Source organism: Staphylococcus sp. HMSC059F04 (assembly GCF_001812565.1).
Lineage (GTDB): Bacteria > Bacillota > Bacilli > Staphylococcales > Staphylococcaceae > Staphylococcus > Staphylococcus lugdunensis.
Genome location: NZ_KV809462.1, coordinates 286,007 through 300,421, shown reverse-complemented (window position 1 = coordinate 300,421; position 14,415 = coordinate 286,007). Strand labels below are relative to the sequence as shown.

13 protein-coding genes and 1 riboswitch are annotated in these 14,415 nt (G+C 34.3%); of the genes, 6 read left to right on the top strand and 7 right to left on the bottom strand.

All coding sequences use genetic code 11. The features are described from left to right. Positions 1-2 precede the first annotated feature (2 nt). The 7 genes from HMPREF2864_RS01940 to HMPREF2864_RS01910 all read right to left on the bottom strand — a co-directional run bounded on the left by HMPREF2864_RS01940 (position 3) and on the right by HMPREF2864_RS01910 (position 8,446). Entirely contained in the window at positions 3-1,154 is a 1,152-nt protein-coding gene (locus HMPREF2864_RS01940; protein ID WP_002459134.1) for an amidohydrolase, read from the bottom strand. A 155-nt stretch (positions 1,155-1,309) separates the two neighbouring features. Further along, the gene (gene dapD, locus HMPREF2864_RS01935) at positions 1,310-2,029 is read right to left on the bottom strand and encodes a 2,3,4,5-tetrahydropyridine-2,6-dicarboxylate N-acetyltransferase (protein ID WP_070544847.1); all 720 of its coding nucleotides are present in this window, start codon (positions 2,027-2,029) and stop codon (positions 1,310-1,312) included. 20 nt (positions 2,030-2,049) lie between these two features. Further along, positions 2,050-2,775: a 4-hydroxy-tetrahydrodipicolinate reductase gene (dapB, locus tag HMPREF2864_RS01930; RefSeq protein WP_002478208.1), complete on the bottom strand. Its 726-nt coding sequence runs from the start codon at positions 2,773-2,775 to the stop codon at positions 2,050-2,052. Further along, complete coding sequence (gene dapA / locus HMPREF2864_RS01925) at positions 2,775-3,659, bottom strand: 4-hydroxy-tetrahydrodipicolinate synthase (protein WP_002459131.1); 885 nt, start codon at positions 3,657-3,659, stop codon at positions 2,775-2,777. Before dapA ends, dapB begins: the two co-directional genes overlap by 1 nt. A 2-nt stretch (positions 3,660-3,661) precedes the next feature. Then, on the bottom strand, positions 3,662-4,651 hold the full coding sequence (locus HMPREF2864_RS01920) for an aspartate-semialdehyde dehydrogenase (RefSeq protein ID WP_070544846.1): 990 nt from the start codon (positions 4,649-4,651) through the stop codon (positions 3,662-3,664). A gap of 216 nt (positions 4,652-4,867) precedes the next feature. Beyond that, positions 4,868-6,070 carry an aspartate kinase gene (locus HMPREF2864_RS01915; protein WP_002459129.1) on the bottom strand — a complete coding sequence of 401 codons (1,203 nt, stop codon included), beginning with the start codon at positions 6,068-6,070 and terminating at the stop codon, positions 4,868-4,870. Positions 6,071-6,155: 85 nt separating this feature from the next. Further along, positions 6,156-6,331: riboswitch (Lysine riboswitch) on the bottom strand. A gap of 513 nt (positions 6,332-6,844) precedes the next feature. Continuing rightward, positions 6,845-8,446, bottom strand: a complete 1,602-nt coding sequence (locus tag HMPREF2864_RS01910) for an ABC-F family ATP-binding cassette domain-containing protein (RefSeq protein ID WP_002459128.1) — start codon at positions 8,444-8,446, stop codon at positions 6,845-6,847. 142 nt (positions 8,447-8,588) lie between these two features. On the opposite strand from HMPREF2864_RS01910, the gene cvfB reads away from it, so the two are divergent. From cvfB to phoU, 6 genes are all read left to right on the top strand, one after another. After that, positions 8,589-9,485: an RNA-binding virulence regulatory protein CvfB gene (cvfB, locus tag HMPREF2864_RS01905; protein ID WP_070544845.1), complete on the top strand. Its 897-nt coding sequence runs from the start codon at positions 8,589-8,591 to the stop codon at positions 9,483-9,485. 263 nt (positions 9,486-9,748) lie between these two features. After that, positions 9,749-10,729: a PstS family phosphate ABC transporter substrate-binding protein gene (locus HMPREF2864_RS01900; RefSeq protein WP_002459126.1), complete on the top strand. Its 981-nt coding sequence runs from the start codon at positions 9,749-9,751 to the stop codon at positions 10,727-10,729. Between the two features lie 187 nt (positions 10,730-10,916). After that, positions 10,917-11,843, top strand: coding sequence for a phosphate ABC transporter permease subunit PstC (pstC, locus tag HMPREF2864_RS01895; RefSeq protein ID WP_002478202.1), 927 nt, complete (start codon positions 10,917-10,919; stop codon positions 11,841-11,843). A 1-nt stretch (position 11,844) separates the two neighbouring features. Next, positions 11,845-12,765 (top strand): phosphate ABC transporter permease PstA, encoded by a 921-nt coding sequence (pstA, locus tag HMPREF2864_RS01890; RefSeq protein ID WP_002459124.1) that lies wholly within the window; start codon positions 11,845-11,847, stop codon positions 12,763-12,765. A gap of 69 nt (positions 12,766-12,834) precedes the next feature. Beyond that, on the top strand, positions 12,835-13,734 hold the full coding sequence (gene pstB / locus HMPREF2864_RS01885; RefSeq protein WP_002459123.1) for a phosphate ABC transporter ATP-binding protein PstB: 900 nt from the start codon (positions 12,835-12,837) through the stop codon (positions 13,732-13,734). Positions 13,735-13,739: 5 nt separating this feature from the next. Continuing rightward, entirely contained in the window at positions 13,740-14,390 is a 651-nt protein-coding gene (gene phoU, locus HMPREF2864_RS01880; RefSeq protein WP_002459122.1) for a phosphate signaling complex protein PhoU, read from the top strand. The last annotated feature ends 25 nt before the right edge of the window (positions 14,391-14,415 follow it).

Below are 14,415 nucleotides of genomic sequence, written 5' to 3'. Positions count from 1 at the left end.
TGTTATGCCTCCCCATATTGTTTTAATAAATTTTCATAGTAATCAGCTACATAAATTAATACACGCTCATCGAAATTTAAATGGGATGTGTGTAATCCAGTAATATAATTTTTGGCTTCGTTACGCGTTCCAACAAATGCAAAATAAGCTGGGGCAAGTTGTTGACCATAGAAACTAAAATCTTCTCCAAATAAAAAAGGTAAAGGTTTCTCAACAACTTCTAAGCCAGCATTGACAATGGCCTGTTCAACTGTGTTACGTAATTGTGGGCTATTCATCGTTGCAGGATAGCCTTCTTCAAATTTAACTTGACAATCAACGTTGAAAAGTAAGCTCACACTTTTAGCAATTTTTTGCATCTGTGTTTTAACGCTATTTAAATCATTTGCATCATAAGTACGAATTGTACCTTCTAAATAACCGTGGCTTGGCACTGTGTTAATAGCTTCTCCAGCTTCAAAGTGGCCCATATGGACAATATTTCGCTTCAAGCCATTAAGATGAAACTGTTGGATCATTCCCACTTGAGCAAGCACGTGTTGCAATGCTTCTCCACAAGAATGACCTTGCTCTTTATCGGCAACATGGCTAGATAATCCTTGCAGATAAAAACGGTATTCAGTTGCACTAGCAGTAATCTCATTATCACGAATAACGATTTGTCCTTCTTCTGCAAAAGGATTTACATGAACTCCAAAAATGGCTTCAATAGGGTAGTTATTAAATGCACCTGCTTTGATTAAACGATTGGCGCCGCCACCAGTTTCTTCAGCTGGTTGGAAAATAAATACGACATTATGTGGCAATAGTCCTTTATCCGCTTGGTCTTTACAACGTTTTACGAATAACATCAATGCAGTTGTGTGTCCATCATGACCACAGGCATGCATAACATTATCAACTTGACTACGATAATCGATATCATTTTCCTCAAAAATAGGCAAAGCATCAATATCTGCTCTAAAAGCTATAGTATGATCACTGTTGCCTTCTAAATAAGCGATTGCGCCTGTTTCAAGGGGTCTTTCATAAGATACACCGATATCATCTAAAAACGCAGTAATATATTTGGTTGTTTCGAATTCATGTAAGCTAAGTTCTGGATGCTGATGTAAGTGACGTCTATGTGTTGTTACAAATTCTAATTCATTCATGCTATCATCCTCTTTTATCAATATAATACATACATCTATTGTAACTTAAATATTTGTAGTATACCGCTTGTAAAAAGTATAACTAAGGAGGTGAAATGATAAGCAATTGCAACATCTCAACCTCCGAAGTACTTTAATTTAATTGAACAAAGTGATTAATCATTTAGTTTTCTTAAAGCAGAGACAATTTCATGTTTTGAGTCTTCTACTTCAGATGTTTGTTTTATAACCTTTGCAGGTGTACCTGCAACGACTGCACCTGCTGGTACATCTTGAGTGACAATGGCACCTGCAGCTACAATGGCACCTTTACCAACGTGAACGCCTTCAAGAATAACAGCATTCGCACCGATTAAGACATTATCTTCAATTACCACTGGTTGCGCACTTGGTGGTTCAATAACGCCTGCTAATACTGAACCAGCACCCACATGCACATTTTTTCCAGTTGTTGCACGTCCGCCTAAAGTTGCATTCATATCAATCATTGTACCTTCACCAACGACTGCACCAATATTAATTGTGGCGCCCATCATAACGACAGCTCCATCTTCTATTGTGGCACCTTCACGAATAAAAGCACCAGGCTCAATACGCGCATTAGTATTTGTTAAATCTTTGAGCGGGATAGCTGAATTTCTTCGATCCATTTCAATTTCTAAATCAGTTAAACTAGATTGATATTGCTCATAGAAAGGCTTCCAATCATCTGCTTCACAGAAAATAATTTTAGAGTTATTTGATCCAAAGACTTTGAATGAATCAGAAAATGATATATTACTAAAATCCCCGTTGATATATATTTTTAGTGGTGTAGATTTTTTTGCATCACTAATGAATTGAATTATTTCTTGCGCTGATAAATGTTGAACCATAATTGATGTCTCTCCTTAAATTATAAATTGTCAAAAGTATAAAAACCATTTTTCTTATGAACGAGTTTCGTTGCAGCTCCTATGGCACCATTTGCAAAAATATCTTTTGATTGTGCTTTATGTGAAATTGTTATTGTTTCATCAGTACCGGCAAACAGGATATCATGTTCTCCAACAATCGTTCCGCCACGTACTGCGTGGATACCAATTTCATCTTTAGTGCGTTTTTCATTACGTTCATGTCTATCGTAAACGGGTGTCACATTCTCACGTAATTCTTTAATTACGTCATAAAGTTTGACAAGTGTTCCACTCGGTGCATCGACTTTTTTGTTATGATGTGCTTCTGTTAATTCGATGTCAAAATCTTGTAATAGGGGAACAGCTACTTCTAAAATTTTAGTTAATGCATGAACACCATAACTCATATTTGCACTGAAGAAAACTGGCATGCGTTTACTAAGTTGTTTAAGTTTAGCTGTAAGTTGCTCTTTTTCACCAGTTGTAGCAATGACTAATGGCAATTCAAAGTCTTCATCGAGCAATGGTAATAATAATTTGGGATTTGAAAAATCAATGGCTACATCTGCCTCATTTTGTGCATCCTTGATATGGTCATAACGTGGGTAAGGTGTGCTCGGGCTATTTTCGCGATCAATGACACCAACGATTTGATGACCTTTTTCTTCAGCTAGTCGTGCAACACGTTGATTCATTGCGCCATAACCAATTAATAATATCTTCATTAAAGTTCACCTGCTTTAAATTGCTCGTAAGCGTTAATTAATACTTTAGTTTCTGCAGCTTCTAAAGGTAGAAGTGGTAAACGTAGTTCATAATTACCAAAACCTAAATGACTTGTTAAAGCTTTAATCGGAATTGGATTTACATCACATGATAAAGTTGATAATAGTTTACTTATTGGTTCGAAACTTTTTGTAATATTTTCTCCTCTTTGTTTAGCATCATATAAAGCTTGAAATTCTTGAGGTATCACATTTGCAATGACTGAAATGACCCCATTGCCGCCTCGATTATAAAATTCAACGACGTTGTCATCATTACCACTATATAATGCAAACTCCGCTTGGTTAATACGTTTTTTTACTTCTTCATAATATGCAAAGTCATTAGTGGCATCTTTGATAGCTATAATATAATCATTATGACTTAGCGTTTCGACTGTTTCTGGATTAATCGTCATATTAGTACGAGAAGGTACATTATAAAGTACTACAGGCAATTTAACCTCGTTTGCAATCGTTTCAAAATGCTTAATTAAGCCGCGTTGGTTTGTTTTATTATAATAAGGTGTGATTAACATGATTGCATCAGCGCCTAGTTCTTTTGCACGCAATGATGCCTGTATAGATTTTGCAGTATTATTTGTGCCAGTTCCAGCAATGATCGTTACACGATGATTGACTTGTTTAATAACGGCTTCGAGTACCTGTGTTTTTTCGTTGTCAGTTAGCGTAGGGCTTTCTGCAGTAGTACCGTTGACAATAATTGCTTTAACATTATTTTTAAGTAAAAAATCAACATGTCTTTCAAGTGCTTGATAGTCAACTTCATTATTAGTAAATGGGGTAGCTAGAGCTACACCAACACCTTCGAATAAATGTGCCATAATTATCTAGCTCCTTTTAATTTAATGACTTGCTCTAATACTTGAACGGCATTTAATGCGGCGCCTTTTAGTAAGTTATCAGAAGTACACCAAACATGGAATGTATTGTCTAGTGAGTCATCACGTCTAATACGTCCAACAAATACCTCATCTTTGCCCGTAGAATTAATGGCTAATGGATATTCATTATTGGCTGGATTATCTACGAGAACAACACGAGGATCTTTGTCAAATAAAGCTTTGATTTCTTCAGTTGTTGCTTCTTCAATGAGCGTAACATCGATTTCAACGCTATGACTATCTTGTACTGGTACGCGTGCACATGTTGCCGTTACACGTAAGTCTGGTTCGTTTAATATTTTACGTGTTTCATCAATCATTTTTTGTTCTTCTTTAGTATAGCCATCTTCTAAAAAGATATCGATGTGAGGTAGAACATTATTATAAATAGGGTGAGGATATGCTTCTGGTGCTTTACCATTTGCACCTTCAGCTAAATCTCTTTTTCCTTTAATACCAGAACCTGAAACGGCTTGATATGTTGTATATGCAACACGTTTTAAACCAAATTTTTCTTGCAAAACTCTTAGTGGAACTACTGATTGAATAGTTGAGCAGTTTGGATTGGCAATAATGCCGCGTTTAAAATGGGGTTCATTTACTTCTGGAACGACTAAGTCTATTTCTTTATTCATACGCCATTGGCTTGAGTTATCAATTACAATTGCACCTGCTTGTTCGAAAATAGGAGCAAATTGTTTACTTGTACCACCACCAGCACTCATTAAGACATAGTCAAAATGTTCACTTGCTGCTGCTTCTGTTAATTCTTGTACTATATATATTTGATCTTGGAAATCAATTTTCTTGCCAGCTGAGCGCGCTGAAGAAAAAAGCACTAATTCATCAAAAGGAATGCCTTTTCTATCTAAAGTTTCTAACATTTTTGTTCCAACTAATCCTGTTGCTCCAACTACTGCTAATCTTGTCATAAGTCTGTCACTCCATTATTCATTCTATTTGAAATTTTGAAAATCTTTAAAATGTATCTATGGGATTGGGACAGAATTCAATATGAATTTGTAGTCCCGCCCCGGAAAGATTGACTAAGATTGAAAAAAGCTTTGTATCAGCGTATTTTCAATCCAGTCAATACTACCAATATAGGGTTCAGAGCCTAAAATATAGCTATGTCCCAGAAACATATTCTATATTTCAAATGCATCATACAATGTTTGTACGGCTCGGTCACCATTCTGTGCATCAATGACATAAGAAATGCTAATTTCAGAAGTGGTTGTCTGGTAAAAAGGGATTTTGGCATTTATCAATGTGATAAATGCTTTAGAAGCTACGCCTGACATATCGCGCATGCCTGAACCAATTAGTGAAATTTTGACATATGTTTCATTAATCTTATAATCTAATGCACTAAAAGATACGGATAGATTTTCTAATATATCTGAGATTTGATGAATATCACTATCTTTGATAGAAAATGATAATTGTAATCCTTCAACATTGACAATTTGAGATATCATATCTACATTAATTGCGCCTTTATCTAAAGCGGTAAATAGTTGTGTAAGCAAACGGTCATCAGATAAAGGATAGCTAATTGTGATATGCATCATGTGTTTATCTAAAGCTACACCAGTGACAGCTTTTTTCTCTAATATTTCACTATTGGGCATAATCCATGTTCCTTTCACATTTGATAAAGTACGTCCTAAATAGATAGGAATATCATAATTTTTGGCTAACTCAACACTTCGAGTCTCTAATACGCCTGCGCCTAATGCACTCATTTCCATCATCTCTTCATAAGAGACGACATCTAATCTCTTAGCTCGACTCAAAATACGAGGGTCTGTTGCATAAACACCATCGACATCTGTGTAGATTTCACATGGGGTTGCATTACTAGCGGCAAGTGCAACGGCTGTAGTATCTGAACCCCCACGACCAAGCGTGGTTAATTCATAGTTATCATTTATACCTTGGAAACCTGCCACAACAATAACATCATACGTCTCAAATGCATGATCAAATACTGCAGGATTGATTTCAGCAATTTTGCTTTTCAAATGATGACCTATTGTTTTAATGCCAGCTTGATAACCTGTCATTGAACGGGAAGCAACACCTATATCATTGAGAACCATTGATAAATAAGAAACAGTTTGTTGTTCTCCGGTAGTTAACAGTAGGGCAAGTTCTTGATCTCTAGGTGTTGTTGTTAATGATTGTACGTTTTCCATTAACAGGTCCGTTGTTTTACCCATAGCACTTACTACTACAATTAATTGTTCACCTTCATCGACACGACGCTTAAGCATCGCTGCGATATTTTTTATTTTTGTAAAATCAGCGACTGATGAACCGCCAAATTTTAAAACGCGTCGTTTCAAATTGTTAAACCTCCAATATTAAAGGAGACACATGCTACTAAAAAAGAGCAAGTTCGGAATGCGCGAACTTGCTCGGGATTTTTATAACAAGTGATGCACTCCATTATTAAAAAATAATGACAAACTTTTGGCTTTTAACCATAAAGTCCAATAAAGCGAACCTGCTAGTTGCATTATTTCGGCATCGCACCCTTTCAGAAATAGCTGTTAGCAGACAGTACTCTATTTCTTACTAATGATTGATGCGCCTCATCAAAATCTTATTCAATTGATATGTTTTTCATTATACATGGTGGGTTAGCATCTGTAAACTGAGAATTTAGATTTTTACAAATTTACTGACAATTAAAGGTTTCATAATGCTGTAATTGACTAATTAATCATAGTTAATGTAAAAAGTAATATCGCTGCTATGCATTTTTAAAAATAATAAACAGGTTTATTTAAATATAAGTTTAGACATCACGCTCTCTGACAAGTGGAAGGAAGCGCGACAGTATTCATTTTGAATTTGTATTTCTTACCGGCATGTATGACTAAAATCGAAAAAAGCTTGATATAAGCATATTTTCAATTCAGTCGACTACTGCCAATGCCAATATATACTTTAGAGCCTAAAACATAATTACGTCTTAGGCTCTGAATGATTTTTATAATAAGTGACATTAAGATTAACTCCAGTTCTTTTAAGTGCGAAGCATGATGAAGACATACTTGAGAGAACAGGGCAAACTATATTTAATGTACCAGTTTGTTTAGAAATCGATGGGGAGATTATGAGAGAACGCCAGTTTCTTTTAGATATTCTTCATATGGTAATTCTTTTGATAATCCACCAGCTTGATTTAAATCAATGACACGGTTGGCAATGGTATTGATGAATTCAAAATCATATGACGTAAAGATAATTGAACCTTTAAATGACTTCAAACCATCGTTTACAGCAGTGATACTTTCTAAGTCAAGATGATTTGTAGGTTCATCGAGTAGCAGAACATTGGCACTTGAAAGCATCATTTTACTTAACATACAACGGACTTTTTCTCCACCTGAAAGAACGCTGGCTTTTTTCTTAACTTCTTCACCACTGAATAGCATGCGGCCTAAGAAACCACGTAAAAATGTTTCTGTTTGCTCATCTTCAGGTGCATATTGACGCAACCAATCAACTAAATTCATATTCACACCCTCAAAGAACTCTGAGTTATCTTTAGGGAAATAACTTAATGATGTCGTAACTCCCCACTTAACAGTACCTTCATCTGGTTCCATTTCTCCTGCAAGGATTTTTAATAATGTTGTTTTGGCAATTTCACTGTCACCAATTAGAATTGCTTTATCATTAGGATTCATAGTAAAAGAAATGTTATCTAAGACTTTTTCACCATCGATTGTTTTAGAGATATTTTCAACTGCTAACAAATCGTTACCAATTTCACGCTCTGGTGTAAATTTAACAAAAGGATAACGTCTTGAAGATGGTTGAATATCATCTAATTCAATTTTTTCCAACTGTTTCTTTCGACTTGTAGCTTGTTTAGATTTAGAAGCATTAGCAGAGAATCGTGCGATGAAATCTTGTAACTCTTTCATTTTCTCTTCTTTTTTTTTATTTTGTTCCTGAGCCATCTTTTGTGCTAATTGACTTGATTGATACCAGAAATCATAGTTCCCAACATATAATTTAATTTTTCCAAAATCTAAATCAGCAATATGGGTACATACGTTATTTAAAAAGTGGCGATCATGAGACACAACAATAACAGTATTATCAAAGTTAATTAAAAAGTCTTCCAACCAGCTAATTGCTGGAATATCTAGACCATTGGTAGGTTCGTCAAGTAGTAATACATCAGGGTCGCCAAATAAACTTTGTGCTAATAAGACTTTTACTTTTTGATTATTTTCCAATTCAGCCATTTTTTTGTCGTGTAAATCAGTAGAAATACCTAATCCTGATAGTAAAGAAGCAGCATCTGCTTCAGCATTCCAACCATTCATCTCAGCAAATTCACCTTCAAGTTCGGCAGCGCGAATACCGTCTTCATCGCTAAAATCTGGTTTCATATATATGGCATCTTTTTCTTTCATTACTTCGAATAAACGTTCATGTCCTTTAATAACAACATCAAGTACACGTTCATCTTCATAGGCAAAGTGATCTTGTTTTAATACGGCGAGACGTTCGTTTTTGCCTAAGACAACGTGACCAGTTTGTGAGTCTAATTCACCTGATAAAATTTTCAAAAACGTTGACTTACCAGCGCCATTAGCACCAATAAGACCATAACAATTACCTTCAGTGAATTTAATATTAACATCTTCAAATAGTTTACGATCACCAAAACGTAAACTAACATCAGTAACTTGTAACATTCATTTGCTCCTTTTTTACGTTTTTCTAACGGATGAATTATATCATATAATATCTTGACTTTCGACTGAATAATTGTTGTTATGGTAGAAAACATTAGACATGTTATAATAAATAGGAATACATTACTCGAAGGAGAACAATATGGCATTAGATAAAGATATAGTAGGTTCAATTGAATTTCTAAAAGTCGAAGGCAAACAAGGTTCTACTTATTTGTTAAAAGGCCCGAATGGTGAACAAGTTAAATTGAATCAATCTGAAATAAGTGATGATGATGAGTTAGAAATAGGAGAGGAATATAGTTTCTTTATATATCCCAATAGATCTGGGGATTTATTTGCAACGCAAAACATGCCTGATATAACAAAAGATAAATATGATTTTGCTAAAGTATTAAAAACGGACCGTGATGGTGCGCATGTAGACATCGGTTTACCTAGAGAAGTGCTAGTGCCTTGGGAAGATTTACCAAAAGTTAAAGATATATGGCCCGTAGCAGGGGATTATTTACTCCTTACTTTGCGTATCGATCGTGACAATCACATGTTTGCTCGTCTCGCTAGTGAAACAATTGTCGAAAAAATGTACACGCCAGTGCAAGATGATGATATGTTAAATGAAATTATAGAAGCAAGACCATATCGTTTATTAAGAGTAGGTAGTTTCTTACTATCTAAAGAGGGATACAAAATATTTGTACATGAGTCTGAACGCAAGTCAGAGCCGCGTCTAGGAGAAAAAGTTAATGTACGCGTCATTGGTCATAACGACAAAGGAGAGCTTAATGCGTCATTCTTACCACTTGCACATGAACGCTTAGATGATGATGGACAAATCATTTTTGATTTATTAGTTGAATATAATGGTGAGCTTCCTTTTTGGGATAAATCAAGTCCAGAAGCCATTAAAGAAGTTTTTAATATGAGTAAAGGTTCTTTTAAACGAGCTATTGGTCATTTATACAAACAAAAAATCATTAATATTGAAACGGGAAAAATTTCTTTGACGAAAAAAGGCTGGAGCCGTGTTGAGGATTAAATTTAGCCACATAGATTATAACTAAATACAGTATTTAAAAATGGTAGTAGGCAATAAGTTGAACTTATATTTGTCTAGCTACCATTTTTCTTTTTAAATACAAGCTTCATTAAAACAGATTATATAAGCTTAATTTATCAGCGGTTTTAAACTTAACAAAACATTTACATTCACTCTATTTTAATTTAACAAAGGGTCTGTAGTATTAGAAGTGTAAGAAATACATATAACATTTGGGTTATTTATATTAGGAGGATATATTAATGAAAAAGTGGCAATTAGTTGGTACTACTGTATTGGGCGCTTCGGTTTTATTAGGAGCTTGTGGCGGAAATGGCTCAGGTAATGGTAAAGATGTTAGCGGAGAAGTTAAAGGTGACGGATCATCCACAGTAGGTCCTATCGTTGAAAAACTAAACGAAAAATTTGCTAAAGATTATCCTGATGTAACAGTATCATCTGGTACTTCTGGTACTGGCGGTGGCTTCGAAAAATTCATCGCTGGAGAAACAGATTTCTCAAATGCTTCAAGACCGATTAAAGATGAAGAAAAGAAAAAATTAGAAGACAAAAATATCAAATATAAAGAATACAAAATTGCTCAAGATGGCGTAACAGTAACGGTAAACAAAGATAACGATTTTGTTGATTCTTTATCAAAAGACCAATTGAAAAAAATCTACTCTGGAGAAGCTAAAACTTGGAAAGATGTAAATTCAAGTTGGCCAAATAAAAAAATCAAAGCATTTTCACCAGACCAATCACATGGTACTTATGATTTCTTCAGTGAAGAAGTAATGGATAAAGGTGATATTAAAGCTGAGAAAAATGCAGATACGAATGTTATCGTTCAATCTGTAGAGAAAAATAAAGAAGGTATTGGTTACTTTGGCTATAACTTCTATCAACAAAATAAAGATAAATTGAAAGAAGTAAAAATTAAAGACGATAAAGGCAAAGATACAAAACCAACTAAAAAAACAATACAAGATAATTCATACGCTTTAAGTAGACCATTATTCATCTATGCAAAAGAAAAATCATTAGAAGAAAATAAAGGCTTCCAAGAATTTATGAAATTCGTTCTTAAAGATGAAGGTAAATCTGCAGAAGATGCAGGTTATGTAGCATTGCCAAAAGATGATTACAAAAAAGAACAAAAGCAATTAGATAAATTCATCGACAAAAATGGCAAAAAAGATGATAAAAAAGATAAAGATAAAAAAGACAAGAAAGATAAATAATAAATAAATCAATAGAACTGGGTTGGGAATAAAATAAGTGATAGAAACGTAATGAAATACGTATACTCACTTATGTAGGTTGAACATGAGTTAATTGACGCGTGCATCACTGATTAACTCAGAGTTAAACCGAATCTATTCCCAATCCACTTTTTTAATAATTGGGAGAAAACGGAGTGTGTATGGTATGGCTTCAAATACAAATGTTAGGGAATTGATTGCCAAGAATAACGCAAAAAAGGGCGGTAAAAGCGATAAAATCGTACCTATGATTCTAGCTGTTATTTCATTTATATCTATATTAGTTACGATTGGCATATTAGTTACATTATTAACAGAAACAATTACATTTTTCACTAGGGTATCCATTACTGAATTTCTTTTCACTACAGAATGGGCACCATTTTCATCTAGTCCTAAATATGGCATTTGGGCTTTAGTTATAGGGACGTTAAAAATTACGCTTATCGCAGCAATATTTGCAGTACCTATTGGATTGGGTGCAGCCATTTATTTAAGTGAATACGCAAGTGATAGAACGCGACGTATTATTAAGCCAATATTAGAAATTTTAGCTGGGATTCCGACAATCGTTTTTGGTTTCTTCGCATTAACATTCATTACACCAATTTTAAGATCTATTTTTCCAGAATTAGGAAGCTTTAATTCAATTAGTCCAGGATTGGTTGTTGGTGTGATGATTATACCGTTAATTACGAGTATGAGTGAAGATGCAATGTCTTCTGTTCCGAATAAAATTCGAGAAGGTGCACTGGGGCTTGGAGCTACTAAGTTTGAAGTAGCGACGAAAGTAGTGTTACCAGCAGCTATTTCAGGTGTATTGGCTTCAATCGTTTTGGCGATTTCAAGAGCTATTGGTGAAACAATGATTGTCTCACTAGCGGCGGGTAGTACACCAACTGCTTCCTTAGATTTAACAGGTTCCATTCAAACAATGACAGGTTATATAGTTCAAGTTGCGACTGGGGATGCAACATATGGCTCAGATGTTTATTACAGTATTTATGCTGTTGGATTTACATTATTTATATTTACGTTACTAATGAACCTGCTTTCTCAATGGATTTCTAAGCGCTTTAGAGAGGAGTATTAATATGTCATCATCAACAAATATACACAAAAAAGCTTTAGTAGATCAGTCTAAAGTTGAAAAAAATATTAGTACACGCATGACTAAAAATAAAATCAATAAATTTTTATTTTTAGCATGTACGTTGATTGGGTTGCTTTTTTTAGCAGCATTACTTATTGATACCTTAATTAAAGGTGTGGGTCATCTAACGCCTTCATTCTTTACTAATTTTTCATCATCAACACCCTCTCAAGCGGGTATAAAAGGGGCTCTGGTTGGTACATTATGGCTCATGTTAACCATCATACCATTTTCAATTATTTTGGGAGTAGGAACAGCAATTTATCTAGAGGAGTATGCTAAGAAAAATCCATTTACAGATTTTATTAAAGTTTGTATTTCTAATTTAGCTGGTGTACCTTCTGTAGTTTTCGGATTACTTGGATTGACAATCTTTGTTAGAGGTATGAATATTCAAGCCTTATCATTAGGTAATTCAATTTTAGCTGGTGCATTAACCATGACGTTATTAATTTTACCTGTCATTATTGTTGCAGCTCAAGAGGCAATAAGAGCAGTGCCGTCATCAGTTAGAGAAGCATCTTATGGTTTAGGTGCAAACAAGTGGCAAACAATCCGAAAAGTTGTGTTGCCAGCAGCACTACCAGGAATTTTAACCGGCTTTATTCTAGCATTATCTCGTGCTTTAGGTGAAACTGCGCCATTAATTTTAATAGGTATTCCTACAATACTATTGCGTTTACCTAATTCTGTCATGGATCAATTCCAGGCGTTACCAATGGCGATATATAACTGGGCTAAATTACCGCAAGCAGAATTTCAAAATGTTGCTTCAGCAGGAATTATAGTACTTTTAGTTATCTTATTATTAATGAACGGTTTAGCTATTTATTTCCGTAATAAATTTAGTAAAAAGTTCTAATCATGTTGGGTGTTCACGTGAACTAGGGATTTGTTTTTATAGTAATTAGAGAGTGAAGGAGTTTTCAAAATGACAAACAATTTAACTAAAGATAAAGAAAACATAGAACAAGCAGTAGAAAAAAATAATCAACAAACAACCAAAGCACAAAATGATTCAACAATAATAACAACAGAGCATTCAAAAAAAGAAGACCATCTTTCAGATAGTGATAGAAAAGTAGTCTATTCAACACAAAATTTAGATTTGTGGTATGGAGATAATCATGCGTTACAAAATATTAACTTAGACATTTTAGAAAACAACGTTACAGCAATTATTGGACCATCTGGTTGTGGAAAATCGACTTACATTAAAGCGCTCAATCGCATGGTAGAATTAGTACCTTCCGTTAAGACAGCAGGAAAAATATTATATCGTGATAAAAATATTTTTGATGAGAAGTATTCAAAAGAGAAACTACGTACAAATGTTGGTATGGTCTTCCAGCAACCTAATCCATTCCCTAAATCAATTTATGATAATATTACTTATGGCCCGAAAACGCATGGTATTAAAGATAAAAAAATATTAGACGAAATTGTTGAAAAATCGTTACGTGGAGCAGCAATTTGGGATGAATTGAAAGATCGTTTACACATGAACGCATATGGTTTATCTGGCGGTCAACAACAACGTGTTTGTATAGCGAGATGTTTGGCAATTGAACCAGATGTTATTTTAATGGACGAGCCAACTTCAGCCTTAGATCCGATTTCAACGTTAAAAGTCGAGGAACTTGTACAAGAGCTTAAAAAAGATTATTCAATCATTATGGTGACACATAATATGCAACAAGCCGCACGTGTTTCGGATAAAACGGCCTTTTTCTTAAATGGCTATGTTAATGAATATGATGATACGGACAAAATATTCTCTAATCCTTCTGATAAGCAGACGGAAGATTATATTTCTGGACGTTTTGGTTAAAAAATATGACAATTATTCGTCAAAATTATCAAGAACAACTCGATGAATTATTAAAAGATATTCGTCGCATGGGCTTGTATACGTACTTCAATATAAATAATGCAATTGTGTCATTAAGTGAAAAAGACAAAAATTTTGCGCGTCAAGTCATTAATAAAGATAAAGATATTAATAAATTAGATTGTGAAATAAATGAAAAAGTTATTTTACTTATTATGAAACAACAGCCTATTGCTAGCGACTTAAGAATGATGATGGCAGCTTTAAAAATTGCTACTGATTTTGAAAGAATGGGTGATAATGTTGCAAGTATCGCTAATATTCGTTTAAGAGTTAAAATAACGGATGATTACGTGCTTACACGCCTTAAAACAATGGGGAAACTTGCGATGCTTATGCTGCAAGATTTAAATACGGCCGCAAAACATGAAGATATTACATTAATTCGTGAAATTATTGATCGTGATCAAGATATAGATGATTTATATGCTAATATCGTCAATACAACATATTTAATAGATAATGATCCATTTGTGGCTGGGCAAGCACATTTAGCAGCACGTAACTTAGAACGTGTGGGGGACCATGTAACTAATATTGCTGAAAGTGTATATTATTATTTGACGGGAGAACATTTTGATAGCTTTAAACGTTAATATAACAATCAAATGAATGATCACA

Bases quoted from the DNA above. Each gene is read 5' to 3' on its own strand.
- dapB (WP_002478208.1), bottom strand. From the start codon at position 2,775: ATGAAGATATTATTAATTGGTTATGGCGCAATGAATCAACGTGTTGCA.
- phoU (WP_002459122.1), top strand. From the start codon at position 13,740: ATGACAATTATTCGTCAAAATTATCAAGAACAACTCGATGAATTATTA.
- HMPREF2864_RS01900 (WP_002459126.1), top strand. From the start codon at position 9,749: ATGAAAAAGTGGCAATTAGTTGGTACTACTGTATTGGGCGCTTCGGTT.
- pstB (WP_002459123.1), top strand. From the start codon at position 12,835: ATGACAAACAATTTAACTAAAGATAAAGAAAACATAGAACAAGCAGTA.
- dapD (WP_070544847.1), bottom strand. From the start codon at position 2,029: ATGGTTCAACATTTATCAGCGCAAGAAATAATTCAATTCATTAGTGAT.
- pstC (WP_002478202.1), top strand. From the start codon at position 10,917: ATGGCTTCAAATACAAATGTTAGGGAATTGATTGCCAAGAATAACGCA.
- dapA (WP_002459131.1), bottom strand. From the start codon at position 3,659: ATGGCACATTTATTCGAAGGTGTTGGTGTAGCTCTAGCTACCCCATTT.
- HMPREF2864_RS01940 (WP_002459134.1), bottom strand. From the start codon at position 1,154: ATGAATGAATTAGAATTTGTAACAACACATAGACGTCACTTACATCAG.
- HMPREF2864_RS01920 (WP_070544846.1), bottom strand. From the start codon at position 4,651: ATGACAAGATTAGCAGTAGTTGGAGCAACAGGATTAGTTGGAACAAAA.
- pstA (WP_002459124.1), top strand. From the start codon at position 11,845: ATGTCATCATCAACAAATATACACAAAAAAGCTTTAGTAGATCAGTCT.
- HMPREF2864_RS01910 (WP_002459128.1), bottom strand. From the start codon at position 8,446: ATGTTACAAGTTACTGATGTTAGTTTACGTTTTGGTGATCGTAAACTA.
- cvfB (WP_070544845.1), top strand. From the start codon at position 8,589: ATGGCATTAGATAAAGATATAGTAGGTTCAATTGAATTTCTAAAAGTC.